The following is a 21,284-nucleotide window of genomic DNA, read 5'->3' as shown; positions in this document are numbered from 1 at the left end:
ACGGAGACCTGCGTTGACCATCAAGGGCAAGTCCTACATTGCCGGAATCTATGAGCATCCAACCCGGCACGCACCGGACAAATCCACCGCTCAACTCCATGCCGAGGTCGCCAAGGGCGCGATCGAGGATGCGGGGCTTACCAAGGACGATATCGACGGCTACTTCTTCTCCGGCGATGCGCCGGGCGGCGCCTGGCCGATGGTCGATTATCTCGGGTTGAAGGTGCGCCACGTCGACGGCACAGATACGGGCGGCTGCTCCTACATCATCCATCTCGGGCATGCCGCCGAAGCGATTGCGACCGGAAAATGCTCGATCGCGCTGATCACGCTTGCGGGTAAACCGCGGACCGGTCCGGCGCAGGTGCGCGCTCCAGGTGCCGAAGCCGATTTCGAGACCGCATATGGTGCAACCACCCACAACGCCTACGGCATGTGCGCCATGCGCCACATGCACGACTATGGCACCACCAGCGAGCAGCTCGCCTGGATCAAGGTCGCGGCCTCCCATCACGCGCAATACAATCCGCATGCGATGCTCAAGGACGTCGTCACCGTCGAGGATGTCGTTAACTCGCCAATGATTTCCGATCCGCTGCACAGGCTCGACTGCTGCGTCGTCACGGACGGCGGCGGTGCGCTGATCGTGACGACGCCGGAGATCGCCAAGAGCCTGAAGAAGCCGCAGGTGCGCCTGATCGGCCATGGCGAGGCGATGAAGGGTCCGCGCGGCGGCAAGGATCTCGACCTCACTTATTCTGCCGGCGTCTGGTCCGGCCCGCGCGCCTTCGAGGAAGCCGGCATCACGCCGAAGGACATCAAGTACGCCTCGATCTATGACAGCTTCACCATCACGGTGCTGATGCAGCTCGAAGACCTCGGCTTCTGCAAGAAGGGCGAGGGCGGCAAGTTCGTCGCCGACGGCAACCTGATCTCGGGCGTCGGCAAGCTGCCGTTCAACACCGATGGCGGCGGCCTGTGCAGCAACCATCCGGTCAACCGCGGCGGCATGACCAAGATCATCGAGGCCGTGCGGCAGCTGCGCGGCGAGGCGCATCCGAAGGTGCAGGTCAAGAATTGCGATCTCGCCATCGCCCACGGCACCGGCGGCCTCTTGGGCGTCCGCCACGCCGCCTCGACGGCCATTCTGGAGCGCGTGTGATGAGCGAAGTGAAAAAGTATCCGGCCCCGGTGACGAACCCCGAGACCGCAGCGTTCTGGGATGCAGCGAAAGAGGGCAAGTTCATGATCAAGCGCTGCACCGCCTGCGGTGAAGCGCATTACTTCCCGCGCTCGATCTGCCCGTTCTGCTACTCCGACAAGACGGTGTGGGAGGAGGCGTCCGGCGAGGGCACGATCTACACGTACAGCCTGATGCGGAAGTCGCCGACCGGTCCCTACGCCATCGGCTACGTCACGCTGAAGGAGGGACCGTCGGTGCAGACCAACTTCGTCGACTGCCATCTTACGACGCTCAAGATCGGCCAGAAGGTGAAGGTGGTGTTCAAGCCGACCGACGGCGCCCCGCTGCCGTTCTTCACGACGATCTAACTGCGGCGGGCCGTCCTGTTGTCGGGCTCGATGACACGGACGCCGATCAACCGACGACCTCTTCGCGGCGCAACTCGGCAATGCTCGCGGCGGAGAGACCAAGCTCCTTGAGCACATCATCGGTATGCTGGCCGAGCGTGGGCGGAGGTAGGCCCGCGCTGCGTTCTTCTCCGACAAACGTGACGGGGTGACCGACGCAGTTCAGCGGCCCCGCCGCAGGATGATCGTACCGCATGATGAGATCGTCGGCCTTTGTGTGCGGGTGATCCAAGAGCTGGGCGAGCGTATTGATCGGAGAGCAGGGAATGCCGACCTCGTTGAGCGCTGCGTTCCAATGCTCGACGGTCTTGGTCGCGATCACCGCCTGGACATGTCGCAATGTTTCAGCACGATGCTTGACCCGATCGGCATTGGTCCGGAATTTCGGGTCATCCACGATGGCAGTCAAACCAGCAACGGCGCAGAACTTGCGCCAGAGGTTGTCGTTGGCCACCCCGATCATGATCGGCCCGTCCGCGGCCTCGAACGCTTGATATGGGCACAACGACTCGTGACTGGAGCCACACTTGGCCGGCTGCATTCCCCGCTCCCAAAAGGTCTGGAGATTGTAGCCGAGAAACCCTAGCGCAGTGTCAAACAGCGACACCTGGATCGCCGCCCCCTTGCCCGATTTCTCCCGCGCGAACAGGCTTGCAAGTATGCCGCTGAAGGCATGCACGCCGGTCATCTGGTCAATCGGCGAGATCGGGCTGCGGATATAACCACCGCCGTCGTCGCCCGTCATGGACATGATGCCGCTGAAGGCCTGCAGGATCACATCGTAGCCGGGCGAACTCCTGAGCGGCCCCGTCCGGCCGAAGCCCGAGATGCTGCAATGGACCAGGCGGTCATTCAGCGCGCACAGGCTCGCTGCATCGATTCCCAGCCGCTCGGCGACGCCAGTGCCGAAGCTTTCGATGGCGACGTCGGCGGCCTTAGCGAGCTCGTGCACCAGCTTGCGGCCCTTGTCGGACTTCATGTTGATCGCGATGCTGCGCTTGTTGCGATTGGCACTCAGAAAGACAGTACCGAGCCCAGGGGCAGGGAACGGCGGCCACCCCCGCGTCTCATCCCCCTGCCCCACCGCCTCGACCTTGATCACCTCGGCGCCGAGATCACCAAGATACTGCGCGCAGAGCGGACCTGCGAGCACCTTCGACAGATCGAGAACCTTGATGCCTTCAAGAGGTCTGGACACGACGTCTCTCCTTGTCCGAAATCTGACTAGCTCAGCCCCGCGGCAAACAGGCCGCCGAGATAGGCGGGAAAGCCTGCCTGCGTGACCAGGATATAGTCCGCGGCGCGGCGCTCGGATTCGTCGAGCTGCGACCGCCAGCCCGCGGCCGCGGCCTCGGCATCCGCCAGACGCGCGCGGAGCAGCTCCTTGCCCCACGTCCTCGGCTCGTCGTCAAGCCAGTAGACGGTGCCCGCAATGCGCCCATCGAATTCCACCTTGCGCGGCGGCTCGACTCGAAAACCTGCCCGCGCAAACGCCTCCGCCAGCTCCTTGCCACGCTCCGACTGGGCGCCGAGCACGTTCGAGACCGCGGCCACGGCTTCCGTGATCTTGTGGCTCGCGCCCTTCTTCTTCAGCCGCTCATGATCGAGCCGGCCGAGGAACAATGTCCTGATCATATTGCGGGGCTCCCGCCGCTGGATCAACTTTGCGAAGATCTGCATCTCGGTCCGGATCGCCGAATCGAAGCCCTGCGGCAGCCCCTGTTCGACGCAGTCGAGAATCGCGCAGAGAGCCGGATAGTGGCCGAGCGTCTCGGCCAGCATCTTGCTTCGCTTCTGCCCGATGATCGCGCTCACGTGCTCTTCATCCGCGGCCCGCCGATCCGGCCGATCCCAGGGCTGCGCCGCCTGCGGCCGCGACAGCACCCAGCGCTCGGCGGCGGCGACTTCCTCGCCTGGCGCTACCAATTCATGTGCAAGTCCTGCCGCGATCGCCGCCTGCCCGCCGATCCGAGCCCCCTCGAGCAACACGGGCAGTGCCGCCTCTATCCCGATCAGACGTGGCAAGCGCTGGGTTCCACCGCCGCCGGGCAGCAATCCGACGAGTGATTCCGGCAGGCCGAACGTCGCCTGCGGGTGATCGGCGATGACCCGGTGATGTGCCGCAAGCGCAAACTCGCAGCCGCCGCCCAAGGCAAGGCCGGCGATTGCGACCGCAACCGGCTTCCCGGCCGTCTCGAGCTTGCGCAGACCATGGCTCAATCGAAAGAAATGGTCAAAGGCAAGCTGATCGCGCTCGCCCGACGGCGCCGCCATGATCACATCGTAGGCCGCTTCCAGCTCCGCCAAGTCCGCGCCTGCACAGAAGGCGGACGTTTTGCCGGAACGGATGACGACGCCCGCCACATCGCTTCTCTTCAGCCAGTCGGCAAACAGACCAAGCTCCTCGATCGCCACATTCGAGAACACGTTCATCGAACGTCCTGGCATGTCAAAGATGAGGTGCAGGACGCGCTGCTGCGACACTTCGATGCGAAACTGCATCAACTCCGGCCCAACGGTCATCGCTTCCCTCTCCTTTCAGTTACCGTTCGTTGGTGTACGATCGGACTTGCTTGTTTATCGTTTCGGGTTGTATACCCAAACCAAATACTGTACACTAGCAAACTAAATCAGACAGGGCGCGCTTTGACAATGATCGAACGCACGATCTTCCGCGAGGAACACGAGATTTTCCGGCAGACGGTCCGCCGCTTCGTCGAGCGCGAGATCGTGCCCTTCCACGCTCAATGGGAAGAGGATGGGATCGTCCCGCGCGATCTGTGGCTGAAAGCCGGCGCAGCCGGTCTGCTCTGCTGCACCGTGCCGGAGGAATATGGCGGCATGGGCCTCGACTATCTCTTCGACGTCGTCGTGTTCGAGGAACTGTGGCGCGCCGGCGCCAGCGGGCCCGGCTTTCTGATCCACACCGACCTGGTCGCCACCTATCTTCTGTCGTTCGGAAGCGAGGCCCAGAAGCGCAAATGGCTGCCCAAGATGGTCTCTGGCGAGGCGATCGGCTCGCTGGGCATGACGGAACCTCACGCCGGCAGCGACCTCAAGGCGATCAGGACTCGGGCATCGCGTGATGGCGATGACTTCGTCATCAACGGCCAGAAGGTCTTCATCTCCAATGGCCAGCTTTGCGACTTCATCGTGCTCGCCACCAAGACCGACGGCCAGGCCGGTGCCAGGGGCGTGACCCTGTTCATCGTCGAAAGCAACCGGCCCGGTTTCAAGCGCGGCCGAAATCTGGAAAAGCTCGGCATGAGGGCGCAAGATACCTCCGAGCTGTTCTTCGACAATGTCCGCATTCCCGCGAGCAACATGCTCGGCACGGAAGGCCGGGGCTTTGCGCAGATGATGACAAAACTATCTCAGGAGCGTCTGGCACAGGCCATCCGGTCGGCGACCGTTGCCGAGACCGTGATCGACTGGACGCTGCAATATACCTCCGAGCGGAGCGCCTTCGGCCAGAAGCTTGCCGACTTCCAGAACACGCAGTTCAAGCTGGCCGAACTCAGGACCAAGGCCGCCGTCGCGCGTGTCTTCACCGACAAGTGCATCGCCCTGTTCATGGAAGGCAAGCTCGATCCGGTCGACGCCGCCATGGCCAAAATGTTTACGTCCGAACTGCACTGCGAGACGGTCGACGAGTGCCTCCAGCTCTTCGGCGGCTGGGGCTACATGTGGGAATATCCGATCGCCAGGGCCTACGCCGACGCACGTGTGGTCAAGATCGCCGGCGGCTCGATCGAAATCATGAAGACGATCATCGCGCGCCAAATGTACTCGCAACGCGGATACGACATTCAGAAGAACGGGTCGGCTTCATAGCCCCCTCGCCTTCGACCCATCGAAGGCCGCCAAAGAAACGACAAGACGATAAAACGACAAGGGAGATCGACGTTGAAGGGCCTATCGGGAAAAGTTGCCGTCGTGACCGGCGGCGGACAGGGCATCGGACGAGGATTGACGCTGCGGCTGGCCGAGGAAGGTTGCAAGGTCGCGATCTTCGATATCAATCCGCAAGGCGGCGACGAGACCGCGAAGCTCGCACCGCAGGCCGTCATCAAGACCTATGCCGTCGATGTGGGCGATGCGGATTCCGTCAACGCTGCGGTCGCCAAGGTCGAGGCCGACCTGGGACCGATCTGGCTCCTGGTCAACAATGCCGGCTGGGACCGGCCGATGCCGTTCCTGAAGACCGACCGGGAACTGTGGGACAAGATCATCCGCATCAACCTCTATGGGCCGCTCAACACCCACAAGGCAATTGCGCCCCTGATGGCCGAGCGCGGCGGCGGCCGGATCGTCAATATCGCATCCGATGCAGCGCGCGTCGGCACCAGCGACGAGGCGGTCTACTCCGCCTGCAAGGGCGGGCTGATCTCCTTCACCAAATCGCTTGCGCGCGAGTTGGCGCGCAAGAATGTCCTGCTCAATGCCGTCTGCCCCGGCCCCACCAACACGCCAATGATGGCGACGGTGCTTGGCGAGGGCGAGCACGCCGTGAAATGGAAGGATGCCATGCTCAGAGGCATCCCGCTCAAGCGCATGGGTGAGCCCGACGACTATGGCGGAATCGTCGCGATGCTGGCTTCCGACGACGGCAAATTCATCACCGGGCAAACCATTTCCGTCTCCGGCGGAATGAACATGATCTAACCTGCGCGAGGAAATCTCATGACCGATCCCAAGCAATTCACCGACGTCATCTACGAAATCCGCGACCGCGCCGCATGGATCATCATCAACCGGCCGAAGGTCTACAATGCTTTCCGCGCGCGCACGCTGGACGAGCTCATCCATGCCTTCCAGCTTGCCGCCAACGACCGCAACGTTGCCAGCATCGTGCTGACCGGCGCTGGCGAGAAGGCGTTCTGCACCGGCGGCGACCAATCGGCCCATGAAGGCCAATATGACGGCCGCGGCGTGGTCGGGCTGCCGATCAACGAGATCCAGGGTCTAATCCGCGACGTGCCGAAGCCCGTGATCGCCCGCGTCAACGGCTTCGCGATTGGCGGCGGCAACGTGCTGGCAACGCTTTGCGACCTGACGATCGCCGCAGAGCATGCCCAGTTCGGCCAGGTCGGCCCCAAGGTCGGCTCGGTGGATGCCGGCTGGGGCACGGCTTTTCTGGCCCGTCATGTCGGTGACAAGAAGGCGCGGGAGATCTGGTATCTGAACGAGCGCTATACCGCCGAACAGGCGCGCGAGATGGGTCTCGTCAACAAGGTCGTCCCCATGGCGCAGCTCGACGCCGCCGTAAAGGACTGGACCGACAAGCTCGCGCAACGCTCGCCGACCGCGCTTGCGCTTGCAAAGCGCTCCTTCAATGCCGATTCCGACAATATCCGCGGCATCAGCAATTTCGCGCTCCACGCCGTAAAGCTGTTCTACGACACCGCGGAATCGAAGGAAGGCGTCGCGGCCTTCAACGAGAAGCGCGATCCGGACTTCCACAAGTTCACGCGCTAAGGGCCCCCCATGGCGCCTCACAAGGTCATCATCTCCTGCGCGGTTACCGGGTCGATCCACACACCGTCGATGTCGCCGCACCTGCCGGTGACGGCGGCGGAGATCGCCGAGTCCGCGCTCGGCGCGGCGGCGGCCGGCGCCGCAATCGTGCACCTGCACGCGCGAAATCCGGTCGATGGACGCCCGGATCAATCGCCCGAGGCGTTCGAGCCGTTCCTACGTGTCATAAAGCAAGGTTCCAACGTCGTCGTGAATCTCACGACCGGTGGCTCCCCCTACATGACGGTCGAGGAGCGCGTTCGCCCGGCGGCGACCTGGAAGCCGGAAGTCGCGAGCCTCAACATGGGATCGATGAACTTCGGCCTGTTCCCGATGCTGAAGCGATACAAGTCGTTCAAGCACGACTGGGAGCCGGAGATGCTGGAGGGCTCGCATGACCTCGTCTTCCGCAACTCGTTCAAGGATATCCGTTACGCCTTGGAGACGCTCAACAGCTCCGGCGCGCGCTACGAGTTCGAATGTTACGACACCAGCCATCTCTATAACCTGCACTATTTCTGGACCGAGGGGCTGGTGAAGGCGCCCCTCTTCATCCAGACCTGCTTCGGACTGCTCGGCGGGATCGGCTCGCATCCAGACGACGTCATGCACATGAAGCGAACCGCCGACCGGCTGTTCGGCGACAATTATCGCTGGTCCGTGCTCGGCGCGGGTCGCGCACAGATGCCGGTTGCCGCCATGGCGGCCGCAATGGGCGGCAACGTCCGTGTCGGTCTCGAGGACAGCCTCTGGCTCGGCGCCGGCCGTCTCGCCGAAACCAATGCGACACAGGTGACGCAGGTGCGCAAGATCATCGAAGGCCTGGGGCTCGAGATCGCAAGTCCGGACGAGGCCCGTGAAATCCTTCAGCTCAAGGGCGGCGACAAGGTCGCGTTCTAGCTCTCAACGCTTCTAGCTCTCAACCCATGGCGGACAGACATGCTGCCCAATCGCCCCGTATTCGACGAAGAGCACGCCCTCCTGCGCGAAAGCGTCCGGCGCTTCGCCGCATCGAAGATTGCGCCGCATTTCCAGGAATGGGAGAAGGCCGGGATCATTGATCGCGCATTATGGCCGGCGGCAGGCGATGCTGGCCTGCTCTGTCCCCAGGTGCCGGAGCAATATGGCGGCATCGGTGGTGATTTCCGCCACAACGCCGTCGTCATCGAAGAGCTCGCCTATTCGGGCTTCGCGGGTCCAGCCACCGACTTCTCGGTCCACAACGATGTCTGCTGCGGCTATCTCCTCAGCTACGGCACCGAAGAGCAGAAGAGAAAATGGCTGCCGCGCATGGTGTCGGGTGAAGCCGTCTGCGCTATCGCCATGACCGAACCGGGGACCGGCAGCGATCTTCAGGGCATTCGCACCCGCGCCGTGCGCGACGGCGACGAGTATGTCATCTCCGGGCAGAAGACCTTCATTTCGAACGGTCAGATGTGCGACCTCGTCATCGCGGTGACACGTACCAATCCGGACGGCGGATCCCGCGGCATGAGCCTGATCCTCGTCGAAACCGACCGGCCCGGCTTTCGTCACGGTCGCAATCTCGACAAGCTCGGTCATCTCTCTTCCGACACATCGGAGCTCTTCTTCGACCAGGTCCGCGTGCCCGTCACCAATCTGCTTGGCTCGGAAGGCGGCGCAATGGCTGCGCTGATGAGCGAGCTGCCGCAGGAGCGTCTCACGATCGCCCTTCACTCGATCGCATCGGCGCAAAAGGCCTTCGACATCACCAAGGCCTACGTCCTGGAGCGCAAGGCCTTCGGACATGCCATCGGCTCTTACCAGAACACGCGCTTCAAGCTCGCGGACCTCAAATCCGATCTTCAGGTCGGCTGGGCTTATGTCGATCAGTGCCTGAGCCAGCATGTCCGCGGCGAACTGACGACTTACGCCGCGTCGACCGCAAAACTGTGGGTCACCGAAATGCACGGGCGACTGGTCGATCAGTGCCTGCAGTTCTTTGGCGGCTATGGCTTCATGCGCGAATACGAGATCTGCCGCCTGTTCGCGGACGCACGCGTACTGCGGATCTATGGCGGCACATCGGAGATCATGCGGGAGTTGATCTCCCGCAATCTCTGACGCGCCGACGGCGCGCGTCAGTAGCTCTTCGGCAGGTCGAGCACCTTCTCGGCAATGAAGCTCAGCATGAGCTGCTCGGTGATTGGCGCAAGACGGGTGATCGAAACCTCGCGGAACAGCCGCTCGACGTGATACTCCTTGGCGTATCCGAAGCCGCCGTGGGTCATGATCGCCTGCCACGCGGCATCATGCCCGGCTCTCGCACCGAGGAATTTGGCACTGTTGGCCTCGGCGCCACACGGCTTGCCGGCATCATAGAGCCAGGCGGCGCGCATCGCCATCAGCCACGCTGACTCGAGGTACATCCATTTCTCGGCGAGCGGGTGCTGGATGCCCTGGTTCTGACCGATCGGACGGTCGAAGACCACACGTTCTTTGGCGTATTGCGTTGCCCGTCGTAGCGCATCCTGCCCAATTCCGATGGCCTCGACCGCGATCAGGATGCGTTCGGGATTGAGACTGTGCAGGATGTAGGAGAAGCCCTTGCCTTCTTCGCCGATTCGATCGGTCTCGGGGATGAAGAGGCCATCAATGAAGATGGCGTTGGAATCGACAGCCTTGCGTCCCATCTTCGGGATACGACGTACCTCGATCTTGGAACGATCGAGGTCGGTATAGAAGATGGTGATGCCGTCGGTGGGCCGCTTGCAGTGCTCGAACTTCGTCGTTCGGGTCAACAGCATGATCTTGTTTGCGATCTGCGCAGTCGACGTCCAGACCTTTTGTCCGTATACGCGATAGCCGCCAGGCACCTTCTCGGCGAACGTCTTGATGCGCGTGGTGTTCAATCCGGCATCGGGCTCCGTGAAGCCGAAGCAGCATTGGTCCTCGCCCGACACCAGGCGCGGCACCCAGCGCCGCTTCTGGTCGTCGGTTCCCTTCACCACGATCGGGTGCGGTCCAAACAGATTGATATGTACGGCCGACGCCGAGGTCATGCCGCCGCCATGGCTCGCGACCTCATGCATCATGATTGCGGCCTCGGTGACACCCAGCCCGGCCCCGCCATACTCTTCCGGCATGGTGATGCCGAGCCAGCCGGCGTCGGCCATGGCGCGATGGAATTCGCGGGGAAATTCGCCGTCGTCATCGCGCGCCAGCCAGTACTCATCATCGAACCGCGAGACGACCGCGCGCACGCCTTCGCGTATCGCGGCGTGATCCTCCGGCACGTCGAGCTGGTTGGAGAATGACCTGTTATTCATTCGAATGTCCCTCCCCAACCGACGCAAGGGTGCGCCGCGCTGCGACCAGATGCGGAATGTCGTACATCTTCCCGTCGATCCCGACCGTTCCGACATCCGGCGACGCAGCGAACGCCGCGACCACGCGGCGTGCGTGCGCAAGATCGGCATCCGAGGGCGTGAAACAGGTATTGATGGTCGCGACTTGATCCGGGTGGATCGCGACCCGACCGACGAAGCCGTCGCGGCGTGCGAGGCGGCAGCTTTCGGCCAGGCCGTCCTGATCCCTGAAATCCGCATAGAGCGTATCCAGCGCGGCGACGCCGGCTGCGCCCGCCGCGAACAGGCATTGCGCGCGCGCCACCTGGTACGGGAAGGTCCAGGCGCCGTCCGGTTCCTTGTTCGTAAGCGCGCCCAGAGCGGCGCTCAGGTCCTCCGCCCCCCAGGTCATCGCGACCAGCCGGCTGTTCTTGCGGGCGTAGCCATTGAAGCCGATCATGGCGGCCGGCGTTTCGGTCGCAACAACCAGCAGCTTGACATGCCCCGGTGAAACGCCGGTCGCGACCTCCAGCACGTCGACATAGTGGGAAACGAGATCGACGTCCTCGATGCCGTTGACCTTCGGGATGAGGACGCCGTCGAGACCCGGGCGAACCACCGCCGCCAGATCCTCCAGCGTGAGCCCCGTCCCGAACGGATTGATGCGAACCAGGAACGACCAATTGCGTGGCCCGCCGCCTAAAAGTTCCTTCACCGCGCCTCGCGCAAAGGCCTTGCGTCCGGGGGCCACGGAATCCTCGAGGTCGAGGATCAGCGCATCGGCGCCGATGCCGTCCGCCTTGGCGAACTTGCGCTCGCTGTCGGCAGGCACGAAGAGAAGCGAGCGCAGCTTCATGCGGGCCTCCGCATCATCAATCCGCTCCTGCGGCAATAGACCACTTCCTCATCGCGCTGATTGAAGCCGCGATGTTCGAACGTCACAATGCCCTGCGTCGGACGCGATTTGCTCTCCCTGACCGCAATCACTTTGGTCTCGGCCCGCAGCGTGTCGCCAGCAAACACCGGCCGCGGGAATTTGGTGTCCTCCATGCCCAGGTTGCCGACGGTGGTTCCCAGCGTCGTGTCCTGGACCGACAAGCCGATGATCAGGCCGAGCGTGAAGATCGAATTCATCAGGGGCTTCCCGAACTCGGTGCCCTTGGCATATTCGTGATCGATATGGACCGCCGCCGGATTGTAGGTCAGCGACGAGAACAGGATGTTGTCCATATCCGTCACCGTGCGCCGGATCTCATGGACAAAGATCTGTCCAACCGAGAATTGCTCGAAGTAGAGCCCCGCCATTGCTTGCCTCTTGTCATATGTTGCAGGGTAGAGCGACGGCCGCGGCCGCCGCGTTGTCCTTGTCTCCCGTCCGATTTCTACCGTATACTCAGATCGTACACAAGTGTACCAATTGTGGGGAACGCTCATGTCCTTGCGCGAAAATCGACAGGTGCGGCTGACGACCCGGCCAAATGGGATACCGCAGGCCGAACACTTCACGCTCACGACGGAGCCGGTGTCCGCGCCCGGCAAAGGCGAGATTCTGGTCGAAAACCGCTATCTTTCGGTCGATCCGGCGCAGCGCGGATGGGCCAATGACGAGGGGAACTACAGCGCGCCCGTACCGCTGAACACACCGATGCGCGCGCTCGCCGTGGGCGAGATCGTCGAAAGCAATGTGCCGGAATTTCGCGCCGGCGAGTTCGTCTATGGATGGTTTGGCTGGCAGCGCTATTGCGTCACCAAACCGGACGCCGTTCTGCGGCGGGTCGTTCCGTCCGCCCTCCCGCTCAGCGCCAATCTCAGCGTGCTCGGCATGAACGGCCTGACTGCCTATCTTGCCTTTCACGGCCTAGGTCATCCCAAGCCCGGCGAGCACGTGCTGGTGTCGACGGCTGCCGGCAGCGTCGGAAGCTTCGTCGGCCAGCTCGCGCGCATCGCAGGCTGCCCTGCGGTCGGCCTCACCAGCTCCGCCGACAAGATGGCACAGGCCAAGGCCCGGTATGGCTATCAGGACATGATCAACTACCGCGAGACCGCCGACCTTGGGGCGGCGCTTCGCGCGGCATGCCCTGATGGCAATGATATCTTCTTCGACAACACTGGCGGCGCGATCGCCGATGCCGCGATTCGGACCATGCGGCTGCGCGGACGCATCATCCAGTGCGGCACGGCCGCGAATGCGTCCTGGACGCCCGTCCCGAGCGGGCCGCGGCCCGAACGCGAGATTCTCACGCGCCGCCTGTGCTGGTCGGGCTTCATCATCTTCGATCACCTCGCCGAATTCGACGCGGCCGCGGCGCGCCTCGCCGAACTCGCGCTTACCGGCAAGATCGTCCACGACGAGGAGATCCTCCCGGGGCTGGCGCATGCCCCCGGCGCAATCGCACAACTCTACCGCGGTGAAAATCACGGCAAGCTGATCATCAGCGTCGATTGATCGACAGGTCGCTACGCGCTGGCCTTCCGCTTCATTACCTCGGGCAATTTCGCGCGGTGGAAGCCCTCGAACGGCACGCTGCGATTGTGCGGCTCGAGCTTCCACGTCGTGCGGGCATTTGGCGTACCGCCATCGACGCGGATGCAGGATCCGGTGACATAAGCCGCTGCCGGCGACAGCAGGTAGGTGATTGCGGCGGATATCTCGGCCTCCGTCCCGAAGCGTTGAAGCGGTACGCCAGCGGTGAAGTCATGAAGCTTCTTCTGCATCTCCGGCGTGTAGGTATCGAACCCGCTGGAGACGATGCCGCCGGGGGCAACCGCATTGACGCGGACACCTGAGGACGACCATTCGCACGCAGCCGTCTCCGTCAAGGTGAGCATGCCGCCGCGGGCAGCCGCCGAGTGGCCGAACTCCGGCCAGCCATGCCAGATATCGGCAATGATATTCACGATCGAACCGCCATTGGCCTCCATCCAGCGATTATAGACTTCGCGCATGAAGATGAACCCGCCGGTCAGGTTGTTGCGCACGACGGCCTCGAAGCCCTTGGTCGAGATCGTCTTCAACGGCGCCCGGAATTGTCCCCCCGCATTGTTGACCAGGCCGTCGATGCGGCCGTAGCGCGCGAGCACGGCGTCGATCGCGCCAACCACCATGGCCTCATCGCGGATGTCGCAGGCATGGCTCATCGCCTGTCCGCCGTCTTCCTCGATCTCACGCTGTACCTCGACGAGTTTTTCCATCGTCCGGCCGAGGATTGCGACGTTCGCACCAAGGGCCGCGAGCTCGTGAGCGGTGCAGCGTCCAATCCCGCTCCCGCCACCGGTCACAATGACGGTCTGTCCCTTGAACAGGTCCGGCCTGAACACGGACTGATATGGCATCTCCGGTCTCCCTTGAAGGTCGTATCGCCGGCCATTCGCTGTTCTCGCCAGGCGACGGTGGCATTGCGCTCCATGATCGTACACTTTATTACTATCTGACATCAAGACAATCAACGTGGAGAGCGAGCCCATGACGCAGCCGAGCACCATCACCGTCGAGAGCCGCGGCGCGATCGATATCCTGACGTTGAACCGTCCGACCCAGCTCAACGCCGTCTCGCCCGATATGATTGCGGAACTGAGCGTCTATTTTTCAGACCTGCACGATCGGCCAACGACGCGGGTCGTGCTGCTGCGCGGCAATGGGCCACAGTTTTCCGCCGGCGCAGACCTCGGATCGGATGCATTTGCTGCACCCGGCAAGGGCCGCCCGCAGAGCCAACTCAAGATGCAACAAAACTATTCGGGCGTGATCCGCCTGATGCGGTCATGTCCGCAACCCATCATCGGGCTCGTCCATGGTGCGGCGTGTGGCGCCGGCTTCTCCTTCGTGCTCGCCTGCGACGTCCGCTTTGCGGCGCCCGACGCGAGGATGAACGCTGCCTATATCCGCATCGGGGTGGGGGGCTGCGACATGGGCTCGGGCTATCTGCTACCGCGCCTCGTTGGCCTTTCCGTGGCTTCGGAGTTTCTGCTCACAGGCCGCTTCCTCAAGGCTGAACGGGCGAAAGCGATTGGCCTCGTCAGCGACATCGTGCCTGCCGAAAATCTTCTCACCAAGGGACTCGAGCTGGCCGAGGATATGTTACGCGTGTCGCCGATGGGTCTGCGCATGACGAAGCAGGCCCTCAACACGCTGATCGACGCGCCGAGCCTCGACGCGGCGCTGATGATGGAGGACCGGCAGCAGGTCATCCTCCTCGAGACCCATGATCATGCGGAAGCCGTCGCCGCGTTTCGCGAGCGGCGAACTCCGACCTACTCCGACCAATGACCTACTTTGCTTCGGCCATTGCTGCGGCAAGCTCGCGCAGCTTGAATTTCTGGATCTTGCCGCTAGCCGTGCGCGGAAGCTCGGCCACAAGTTCAATGCGCTCCGGCCAGAACTGCTTCGCCATCCTCGCCTCGCCCAGATAGGCCTGCACGGCCGCCAGATCGATCGTGCTGCCGCTGCGAGGCACGATGAACGCGCAGCCGCGCTCGCCGAGCCGGGCATCCGGAAATCCGACGACCGCCACCGCGGAAACCGCAGGATGCTTGTAGAGCAAGTTTTCGATCTCGACGACCGGCACATTCTCGCCGCCTCGGATCAGGATGTCCTTCACACGACCGGAGATCCGGATGTAACCGTCCTTGTCCATGTAGGCGAGGTCGCCGGAATCGAACCAGCCGTCCCCGTCGAAGGTCGGCAGCTCCGGTCGCTTGTAGTAGCCCTTGAACATCTGCGCACCTCGGACCAGCAATCGACCTGGCTCGCCCGCAGGCACCGGATGGCCTTCGGTGTCGACGATCCTGACCTCCATTCCCTCCAGCGAACGGCCGTCCGTGCTCGCCGACTTCTCGGCCGCTCGCGACGGTTCGGTCAGCGTCCCCGATAGCACTTCAGTCATGCCCCAGAGGGAGCAGACCTTGAGACCGAGCTCTGCGGCCGCACGCTCGATGAGGACCGACGGGATCGGCGCCCCGCCGCACAGGAAGGATCGCAGACTCTTCGGCTGCGGCGAGCCACCCTTCACGGCATCGCAGATGTCGCTCAGGAACGGCGTCGAGGCCGCGGTATAGGTGACACCTTCTCGAGCCATCAGGCCGACGCCGCGCTTGGGCTCCCAGATATCCTGAAGGATCATCGTGCCGCCGAGATAGACCGACAGCAGGACGATCGCGGCATAGCCGGTCATATGGCCCACCGGAGAGGCCACCAGCAGCACGTCGCTGGAATCGAGTCCGAACCGGCCAGACAATGCCTTGCAGCATGCAATCAGCGAGTTCGACGTGTGCATGACGCCTTTCGGCTCGCCGGTCGTTCCTGACGTGAACATCAGCACGGCCATGTCGTCCGGACGCAAACCGGGCGAGAGCTCGTCCGGGTCGGCCGACAGCAGCATCCTCTCAAAGCCCGTGTCGCCCTCGCCGTCGGCAACGATCACATGCTTCAGGTACGGCAGCTCCGCGCGCATGCCCTGCGCCATGGCCGCGTAGTCGAAGCCACGATAGCTCTTCGGTACGATGAAAACCTTCGCCTGGCAGAAGTTCAGGATGTAGACCAGCTCACGCTCCCGCAAGATCGGCATCACCGGATTCAAGACGGCGCCGATCTTGCTGCATGCGAAGGCTGTGACGACGAATTCCCACCAATTGGGCAATTGCACAGTGACGATATCGCCACGCCCGACGCCGAGCCGCGACAGCGAACTCGCGGCCCGATTGGCGAGCTCATCCAATTCCCTGTAGGTGAAGCGTCGGGCCTGATCGCGATCGGCGCGGTCGGCAACGATGGCGACCTTCTCGGGCGCTCTCGCAACGGCTTCCGTCAGGAGCTGATCGACGGTTTTGTCCAGCCAATAGCCGGCTTGCCGAAAGTGTGCATGAGACGTGTCTCGTATGGCGGCGACCACGATCATTTCTCCCTCTAATGCTGCTCTTTCCGGCTTTGGCGCCGGATTATTCATTCATTATGATACTTTACTGTAGCGTACGATTTCCTGCCAATGGTCGAAATTGTCGCTTCCGGCCGTATTCATCTTCCGGAAAACACCGGCTTTCGCTTCTCGAGGAAGGCTCTTACGCCCTCCCGCGCGTCGGCCGTTCGCGAGATCGCGGCGAGCGTCTGCGCCTCCTCCTCGAGCTGGCTCTCGAACGACTGATCGGCCGTTTGCGAGAATAGACGCTTGATCGCGCCAAACGCCTCGGTCGGGCCTGCCGCGAACTCCCTGGCAAGCCGCGCAGCCTCGGTCTGCACTGCAGCATCCGGAACGACGAAATCAACCAGTCCAAGCGACAGCGCCGCCGCTGCATCGAGCGTCTCACCCAGCAGGAAAAAGCGCCTTGCGCGCGCGACACCGATGCGCCGCGTGACAGTGGTGGTCGACCCGCTATCCGGGCTGAAGCCGATCCTGGAGAAGGCAGCCGAGATCTTCGCCGATTCCGCCATCACCACGAGGTCCGCCGCCGCCATCAGCGACACGCTGCCGCCGGCGACGTTGCCATGAACCGCTGCGACGACGGGGGCCCGCATGCGCACCATCCTTGCGAGCGCAACGTGAAGATCGGCGGTCCAGGCCTTGATCGTTGCCGGCAGCGCATCGCTCTGCTTCACCAACGCCATGAGGTCGCCACCCACACTGAACAACCGCCCGCGTGCGGATAGGAGCACGGCTCTCACGTCGGCACGCTCGCTCAGCTCAGCGATCGCCAGGCCGAATTCACGACAAAAATCACCATCAATCGGATTGCCACGGGCGGGCTGATCCAGGACAATATGGGCAAGAGCACCATCGATGGTGCACTCAAAGCTCTTGGTCGATATGCCCAGTCCCATCGCCTCTCCCCTTCATAACGCGCTCGAAGCGCCCACTCTCAATGCTCAGATGGAGCGCGCCTGCTTCTCTTTCTGAACCGATGCTTGAATGGCCTCGCGCGCACGCTGCCAGTCGGCCGGCGACAGTTTTGAAAGCCCCGCGAACGTGCTCGGCGCGGCCAGATGATGGCCACCGTCGATGCTGATCGTGTCCCCCGTGATGTAGCTAGAGCCATCCGACATCAGGAAGATCAGGAGATTGCGCAGCTCGTCCATCTTGCCGAAACGGCGCAGCGGCACCTCCTCGGCCTGGGTCGCGCCGACGCCTGTCTCGGCGAGCGGATTGAGCTTGTCCCACGCCCCCTCAGTCGGAAACGGCCCGGGCGCGATGGCATTGACGCGAATACCCTTGGGTCCCCACTCGACCGCGAGCGACATGGTCATGGCGTGTACGGCCGCCTTCGCCATCGCCGACGGCACCACATAGGCCGATCCGGTCCACACCCAAGTGACCAGATTGCTGATGATGCTGCCCGGGAGCCCCGCGGCGATCCACCGCTTGCCGCAGGCAAGCGAGGCATAGAACGAACCATCCATCACCGTGGAGCGCACCGCCTCGTAGCCCCGGGGCGAGAGGCTTTCGGTCGGCGCAAGGAAGTTGGCCGCGGCATTGTTGACGAGCCCGGTGAGCGGCCCCTCCGCCCAGATGCTCGACATCATCGCCTCGATGCTGTCGGGATCACGTACGTTGGCAAGCAGCGCGGAGACCGTTCCCCCGGACCGCTCGGCGATGTCGCGCACGGCCTGATCGAGGACCTCTTTCCTCCGCCCGCAGATGTAGACGTGAGCGCCATGGGCGGCGAAACCCACCGACATCTCCTTGCCGAGGCCCGTCCCCCCGCCCGTAACCAGGATGCGCTTTCCCTTCAGCACGGCAGCATCGAACATGGACGACTTCCTTCCTGCAATCGCTTTCAGGGAGCGCTTCTTCGTCCAAGGGACCGGCGCCTCGTAAAACTAATACACTAGCGTACTTGTTTTGTAAATCCTGGCTCTTGGGAAATTTTGGGGGATTTCTGCCCGATTCCCACCGCCTCTGCTTTAAAATACGCTGGTGTATGGTATTAGTTGAACCTCTGCCTCCGGCTCGCCTCAAGGGAAACATCAATGGTTGAACAGCCCGATTGGGATCTTCGGCTTGGATATCTCATCCATGACGTGTCGCGGCTCAGGAGGATGATGTTCGATCGGGCGCTTGCGCCGCTCGGGATCACCCGCTCGCAATGGTGGGTCCTGGCGTTCATTTCGCGCAAGGATGGCCTTCCCCAGGTCCAGCTCGCCAATGAGCTCGACGTCGGCAAGGTCGCCGTCGGTGCCCTGATCGACCGGCTGGAGACCTCGGGGTTCGTGATACGCCAGGCCGATCCGGTCGACCGGCGGATCAAGCGCGTCTATGTCACCAAGCAGGCCCGCGGATTCCTCGAGAAGCTCCGGAGGGAGACCGACAAGTTCAATGCAAGGATCGTCAACGGGATCGATCGCAAGCAGCTCGAAGCCGCTTCGGAAGCCCTCCTTGCGATGAAGCACAACCTTCTGGCCTTGTCTGATGGCACGGAAACCGAGAGCGGGGAGGACGAGGAGGAGGAGACGCCGCGAGCCAAAACCCGGAAAAAGCGGCGGGCGGCGGCCTGAAGCCAGCCACCCGCCTGAGGTGCTCCGGGAGGAGTCCTTGGCAGGCTCATGAGACGATGTCGCGTCCCCAGATATCGGCGTTGGGCCGCGCTTCCTGCATCAGTTTCGCCACCTGAGGGCCGAGTTCGTTGGGATCCTCGACCGGGTCAATTCCCGGGCCGGCGTGCCATCCCTCCGCGACCTTGAGAATCCCATCGCCTGCCTCGAACACGCGACCGGTCACCTCGCTAGACTGTTCGCTCGCGAGCCAGACCACGATCGGGGCAACCCACCGCGGATTTCGGCGCTTGATCTCCTCTTCGGTGCGCTCACGCAACCCTTCGGTCATGCGGGTCTGCGCGCGCGGCGCGATTGCATTCACCGTGATGCCGTATTGCCGCAGCTCCATGGCGCTGATGATGGTAAAGGCGGCGATACCGGCCTTCGCGGCTCCATAGTTGCTCTGGCCGACATTGCCGAACAATCCGGAGGCCGATGAGGTGTTGATCAGGCGGGCGCTGACCGGCGCTCCACGCTTCTTGGTTTCCTGGCGCCAGTACTGCGCAGCGTGGTGAGACGGGGCGAAGGTACCTTTGAGATGCACCTTGATCACCGCGTCCCATTCCGCCTCGGTCATGTTGACCATCATGCGATCCCGCAGGATACCGGCGTTGTTGATGAGGACGTCGAGCCGGCCGAAAGCGTCGATGGCAGCGTCGATCAGAGCCTTGGCGCCGGCCCAGTCGCTGACATCGCTACCGTCCACAATAGCTTCGCCACCGGCCCGTCTGATCTCGTCGACAACCTCCTGAGCAGGCGAGAGATCGGCGCCCTCGCCCGCAGCCGTGCTGCCGAGATCGTTGACCACGACCTTGGCGCCCTGCTCCGCCAGCATCAGAGCGTATTCGCGGCCGAGTCCGCGGCCGGCCCCCGTCACGATCGCGACCCGCCCGGCACATAGTCGTCCCATTTGTCGTCTCCCTGCCTAGTTCTTCGTTTCGCTGCTCATCACGTCGCCGAACAGATGCCAGTTCGCTCCCTCGAAGCGCATCAACTGCCATTGCTTCACCGGGGCGAAATCGCTTGGTGACGTATTCAAGCGGATGCCGGGAAGCAGCATGTCGAGCTCAACCTCTTTCAGGTGGGCTGCCTGCCGCATCACGTTCTCGCGGGTGAGATCGTCGCCACACTGCTTGAGCAGATAAACGAGCGCCTGCGCCGTGTTGTAGCCGTTCACGATCAGCGTATCGCTGCGATCGGCGCCCGGAAAATAGCCATCAAGAAACTGATTGAGCTGCTTGAGGCCGGAATCATCTTTCCACGTAGGGTCGTTCGGATCCTTGAAATAGGCTGCCGAAATCAATCCCTGCGCATGCTCGAACCCTGCGGGTTTGATCACGCTGCCGATCGAGGCCGACACATAGCTGAGAAAGTGCAGCGGCTGCCAGCCCAGCTCCGACACCTTCCTGATCGCCTGGGCCGCAAATTTCGGCGTAGCAATATCGAACAGCACGTCCGCGCCGGTTGCCTTCAGCTTGACGAGATGCGAGTCGATCGTCGGCTCCGACACGTCGAAACCTTCCTCCGCGACGATCATCGATGCGGCCTGGTCGCCGAGCGCCTTCCTGATTCCCCGGAGGTAGTCCTTTCCGAAATCGTCATTCTGAAAGAAGATCGCGATCTTCGCCGTCGGCCGTTCCCGCAGCACATATCTTGCGTAGATGTAGCCCTCGGTTTCGTAGCTTGGGGTAAATCCCATCGTCCAGGGGAAGTTCTGAGGATCATTCCACTTGGCCGCTCCGCTCGACACGAACAATTGCGGCACCTTCCTGGCGTTCAGATATTTCTGCACGGCCGAATTGGCTGCGGTGCCGAGCGCGTTGAAGACCAGCAGAACCTCGTCGCTCTCGACCAGTCGCCTCGTCTGTTCGACGGTCTTCGGCGGCGAATACGCGTCGTCATATGACAGGAAGACAATGCGCCGTCCGTTGATGCCACCCTCCGCGTTGACCTTGCGGAAGTAGGCTTCCTCGGTCTTGGCAACCATGCTGAAGGCGGAGGCCGGGCCGCTATAGGGCGATGTGTTACCGATCTTGATCTCGGTGTCGGTTACACCCGGGCCGTAGCGCTTCTCCCCGGCTGAGGCGTGGCTTGTGAGCAGACCAGCCAGGATTAGCGTCGCGACCCCGATAACGCGGCGATTTCCGTGCGCCCCCAAAAGCCGCCTGCGCGGTCCGGCGACGCGGACTGCCCGACTTGAATGGCCACCACCCCACTTCACGCCGCCTCTCCCTTTCCGCCCCCATTGCGTCGTCACACGCCAATTAGTACACTTGTGTACTATGTGATTGCGCTAGATTGCAACTGCCATTCGACCGCGTCCCGATGAATCGGGACATCGCAAGCCT

General features: G+C 62.8%; 21 protein-coding genes. 10 read left to right on the top strand and 11 right to left on the bottom strand.

Annotated elements, in window-relative coordinates; genetic code table 11:
• The first annotated feature begins 13 nt into the window (after positions 1–13).
• Together EAV90_RS10215 and EAV90_RS10210 are read left to right on the top strand one after the other, a co-directional pair.
• Positions 14–1,162, top strand: coding sequence for a thiolase domain-containing protein (locus EAV90_RS10215; protein WP_129143292.1), 1,149 nt, complete (start codon positions 14–16; stop codon positions 1,160–1,162).
• Positions 1,162–1,551, top strand: a complete 390-nt coding sequence (locus tag EAV90_RS10210; RefSeq protein WP_129143291.1) for a Zn-ribbon domain-containing OB-fold protein — start codon at positions 1,162–1,164, stop codon at positions 1,549–1,551. Before EAV90_RS10215 ends, EAV90_RS10210 begins: the two co-directional genes overlap by 1 nt.
• Positions 1,552–1,597: 46 nt before the next feature.
• Here EAV90_RS10210 and EAV90_RS10205 read toward each other — a convergent pair whose 3' ends face one another.
• On the bottom strand, positions 1,598–2,788 hold the full coding sequence (locus EAV90_RS10205) for a CaiB/BaiF CoA transferase family protein (protein WP_129143290.1): 1,191 nt from the start codon (positions 2,786–2,788) through the stop codon (positions 1,598–1,600).
• A gap of 26 nt (positions 2,789–2,814) precedes the next feature.
• Complete coding sequence (locus EAV90_RS10200) at positions 2,815–4,113, bottom strand: enoyl-CoA hydratase-related protein (RefSeq protein WP_129143289.1); 1,299 nt, start codon at positions 4,111–4,113, stop codon at positions 2,815–2,817.
• Between the two features lie 129 nt (positions 4,114–4,242).
• Between EAV90_RS10200 and EAV90_RS10195 the strand changes: the two genes are divergently transcribed.
• The 5 genes from EAV90_RS10195 (at position 4,243) to EAV90_RS10175 (ending at position 9,192) form a co-directional block, all read left to right on the top strand.
• A complete protein-coding gene (locus EAV90_RS10195; RefSeq protein ID WP_129143288.1) occupies positions 4,243–5,424 on the top strand; it encodes an acyl-CoA dehydrogenase family protein in 1,182 nt (393 codons plus the stop codon).
• 72 nt (positions 5,425–5,496) lie between these two features.
• Entirely contained in the window at positions 5,497–6,255 is a 759-nt protein-coding gene (locus EAV90_RS10190; RefSeq protein ID WP_129143287.1) for an SDR family oxidoreductase, read from the top strand.
• A gap of 18 nt (positions 6,256–6,273) precedes the next feature.
• Positions 6,274–7,068 (top strand): enoyl-CoA hydratase-related protein, encoded by a 795-nt coding sequence (locus EAV90_RS10185; RefSeq protein WP_129143286.1) that lies wholly within the window; start codon positions 6,274–6,276, stop codon positions 7,066–7,068.
• A 9-nt stretch (positions 7,069–7,077) separates the two neighbouring features.
• Positions 7,078–8,007, top strand: coding sequence for a 3,5-dioxohexanoate:acetyl-CoA acetone transferase (kce, locus tag EAV90_RS10180; protein ID WP_129143285.1), 930 nt, complete (start codon positions 7,078–7,080; stop codon positions 8,005–8,007).
• A gap of 39 nt (positions 8,008–8,046) precedes the next feature.
• The gene (locus EAV90_RS10175; protein WP_129143284.1) at positions 8,047–9,192 is read left to right on the top strand and encodes an acyl-CoA dehydrogenase family protein; all 1,146 of its coding nucleotides are present in this window, start codon (positions 8,047–8,049) and stop codon (positions 9,190–9,192) included.
• A gap of 17 nt (positions 9,193–9,209) precedes the next feature.
• Here the strand turns inward: EAV90_RS10175 and EAV90_RS10170 are convergent, their stop codons facing one another.
• The 3 genes from EAV90_RS10170 to EAV90_RS10160 are packed head-to-tail and all read right to left on the bottom strand — an operon-like array spanning position 9,210 to position 11,720.
• Positions 9,210–10,397 (bottom strand): acyl-CoA dehydrogenase family protein, encoded by a 1,188-nt coding sequence (locus tag EAV90_RS10170; protein ID WP_129143283.1) that lies wholly within the window; start codon positions 10,395–10,397, stop codon positions 9,210–9,212.
• Positions 10,390–11,271 (bottom strand): HpcH/HpaI aldolase/citrate lyase family protein, encoded by an 882-nt coding sequence (locus EAV90_RS10165; RefSeq protein WP_129143282.1) that lies wholly within the window; start codon positions 11,269–11,271, stop codon positions 10,390–10,392. Before EAV90_RS10165 ends, EAV90_RS10170 begins: the two co-directional genes overlap by 8 nt.
• Positions 11,268–11,720: a MaoC family dehydratase gene (locus EAV90_RS10160; RefSeq protein WP_129143281.1), complete on the bottom strand. Its 453-nt coding sequence runs from the start codon at positions 11,718–11,720 to the stop codon at positions 11,268–11,270. The genes EAV90_RS10165 and EAV90_RS10160 overlap by 4 nt, the downstream gene beginning before the upstream one ends.
• Before the next feature lie 127 nt (positions 11,721–11,847).
• On the opposite strand from EAV90_RS10160, the gene EAV90_RS10155 reads away from it, so the two are divergent.
• Entirely contained in the window at positions 11,848–12,861 is a 1,014-nt protein-coding gene (locus EAV90_RS10155) for an NADP-dependent oxidoreductase (protein ID WP_129143280.1), read from the top strand.
• Between the two features lie 11 nt (positions 12,862–12,872).
• Here the strand turns inward: EAV90_RS10155 and EAV90_RS10150 are convergent, their stop codons facing one another.
• Complete coding sequence (locus EAV90_RS10150) at positions 12,873–13,748, bottom strand: SDR family oxidoreductase (RefSeq protein ID WP_129143279.1); 876 nt, start codon at positions 13,746–13,748, stop codon at positions 12,873–12,875.
• A 130-nt stretch (positions 13,749–13,878) separates the two neighbouring features.
• On the opposite strand from EAV90_RS10150, the gene EAV90_RS10145 reads away from it, so the two are divergent.
• Entirely contained in the window at positions 13,879–14,682 is an 804-nt protein-coding gene (locus tag EAV90_RS10145) for an enoyl-CoA hydratase/isomerase family protein (protein ID WP_129143278.1), read from the top strand.
• A 1-nt stretch (position 14,683) separates the two neighbouring features.
• Here EAV90_RS10145 and EAV90_RS10140 read toward each other — a convergent pair whose 3' ends face one another.
• The 3 genes from EAV90_RS10140 to EAV90_RS10130 all read right to left on the bottom strand — a co-directional run bounded on the left by EAV90_RS10140 (position 14,684) and on the right by EAV90_RS10130 (position 18,153).
• Entirely contained in the window at positions 14,684–16,309 is a 1,626-nt protein-coding gene (locus EAV90_RS10140) for an AMP-binding protein (RefSeq protein ID WP_129143277.1), read from the bottom strand.
• A 116-nt stretch (positions 16,310–16,425) separates the two neighbouring features.
• Positions 16,426–17,226 (bottom strand): enoyl-CoA hydratase/isomerase family protein, encoded by an 801-nt coding sequence (locus EAV90_RS10135; RefSeq protein WP_129143276.1) that lies wholly within the window; start codon positions 17,224–17,226, stop codon positions 16,426–16,428.
• 45 nt (positions 17,227–17,271) lie between these two features.
• Positions 17,272–18,153 (bottom strand): SDR family oxidoreductase, encoded by an 882-nt coding sequence (locus EAV90_RS10130; RefSeq protein WP_129143275.1) that lies wholly within the window; start codon positions 18,151–18,153, stop codon positions 17,272–17,274.
• Between the two features lie 219 nt (positions 18,154–18,372).
• On the opposite strand from EAV90_RS10130, the gene EAV90_RS10125 reads away from it, so the two are divergent.
• Complete coding sequence (locus EAV90_RS10125; RefSeq protein WP_129143274.1) at positions 18,373–18,897, top strand: MarR family winged helix-turn-helix transcriptional regulator; 525 nt, start codon at positions 18,373–18,375, stop codon at positions 18,895–18,897.
• 46 nt (positions 18,898–18,943) lie between these two features.
• Here the strand turns inward: EAV90_RS10125 and EAV90_RS10120 are convergent, their stop codons facing one another.
• Together EAV90_RS10120 and EAV90_RS10115 are read right to left on the bottom strand one after the other, a co-directional pair.
• Entirely contained in the window at positions 18,944–19,846 is a 903-nt protein-coding gene (locus tag EAV90_RS10120) for an SDR family oxidoreductase (RefSeq protein WP_129143273.1), read from the bottom strand.
• A gap of 15 nt (positions 19,847–19,861) precedes the next feature.
• Positions 19,862–21,067 carry an ABC transporter substrate-binding protein gene (locus tag EAV90_RS10115; protein ID WP_245509491.1) on the bottom strand — a complete coding sequence of 402 codons (1,206 nt, stop codon included), beginning with the start codon at positions 21,065–21,067 and terminating at the stop codon, positions 19,862–19,864.
• Positions 21,068–21,284: the final 217 nt, after the last annotated feature.

The organism is Bradyrhizobium vignae (genome assembly GCF_004114425.1).
Taxonomy (GTDB): Bacteria; Pseudomonadota; Alphaproteobacteria; order Rhizobiales; family Xanthobacteraceae; genus Bradyrhizobium; species Bradyrhizobium vignae.
The sequence above is the reverse complement of the archived record's forward strand: the minus strand, read 5'-3'. Positions and strand labels throughout refer to the sequence as shown.

What these genes read in the sequence shown, in the direction of transcription:
- EAV90_RS10210 (WP_129143291.1), top strand. Translation starts at nt 1,162, where the DNA reads ATGAGCGAAGTGAAAAAGTATCCGGCCCCGGTGACGAACCCCGAGACC.
- EAV90_RS10200 (WP_129143289.1), bottom strand. Translation starts at nt 4,113, where the DNA reads ATGACCGTTGGGCCGGAGTTGATGCAGTTTCGCATCGAAGTGTCGCAG.
- EAV90_RS10195 (WP_129143288.1), top strand. Translation starts at nt 4,243, where the DNA reads ATGATCGAACGCACGATCTTCCGCGAGGAACACGAGATTTTCCGGCAG.
- EAV90_RS10185 (WP_129143286.1), top strand. Translation starts at nt 6,274, where the DNA reads ATGACCGATCCCAAGCAATTCACCGACGTCATCTACGAAATCCGCGAC.
- kce (WP_129143285.1), top strand. Translation starts at nt 7,078, where the DNA reads ATGGCGCCTCACAAGGTCATCATCTCCTGCGCGGTTACCGGGTCGATC.
- EAV90_RS10175 (WP_129143284.1), top strand. Translation starts at nt 8,047, where the DNA reads ATGCTGCCCAATCGCCCCGTATTCGACGAAGAGCACGCCCTCCTGCGC.
- EAV90_RS10170 (WP_129143283.1), bottom strand. Translation starts at nt 10,397, where the DNA reads ATGAATAACAGGTCATTCTCCAACCAGCTCGACGTGCCGGAGGATCAC.
- EAV90_RS10165 (WP_129143282.1), bottom strand. Translation starts at nt 11,271, where the DNA reads ATGAAGCTGCGCTCGCTTCTCTTCGTGCCTGCCGACAGCGAGCGCAAG.
- EAV90_RS10160 (WP_129143281.1), bottom strand. Translation starts at nt 11,720, where the DNA reads ATGGCGGGGCTCTACTTCGAGCAATTCTCGGTTGGACAGATCTTTGTC.
- EAV90_RS10155 (WP_129143280.1), top strand. Translation starts at nt 11,848, where the DNA reads ATGTCCTTGCGCGAAAATCGACAGGTGCGGCTGACGACCCGGCCAAAT.
- EAV90_RS10150 (WP_129143279.1), bottom strand. Translation starts at nt 13,748, where the DNA reads ATGCCATATCAGTCCGTGTTCAGGCCGGACCTGTTCAAGGGACAGACC.
- EAV90_RS10145 (WP_129143278.1), top strand. Translation starts at nt 13,879, where the DNA reads ATGACGCAGCCGAGCACCATCACCGTCGAGAGCCGCGGCGCGATCGAT.
- EAV90_RS10140 (WP_129143277.1), bottom strand. Translation starts at nt 16,309, where the DNA reads ATGATCGTGGTCGCCGCCATACGAGACACGTCTCATGCACACTTTCGG.
- EAV90_RS10135 (WP_129143276.1), bottom strand. Translation starts at nt 17,226, where the DNA reads ATGGGACTGGGCATATCGACCAAGAGCTTTGAGTGCACCATCGATGGT.
- EAV90_RS10130 (WP_129143275.1), bottom strand. Translation starts at nt 18,153, where the DNA reads ATGTTCGATGCTGCCGTGCTGAAGGGAAAGCGCATCCTGGTTACGGGC.
- EAV90_RS10125 (WP_129143274.1), top strand. Translation starts at nt 18,373, where the DNA reads ATGGTTGAACAGCCCGATTGGGATCTTCGGCTTGGATATCTCATCCAT.
- EAV90_RS10120 (WP_129143273.1), bottom strand. Translation starts at nt 19,846, where the DNA reads ATGGGACGACTATGTGCCGGGCGGGTCGCGATCGTGACGGGGGCCGGC.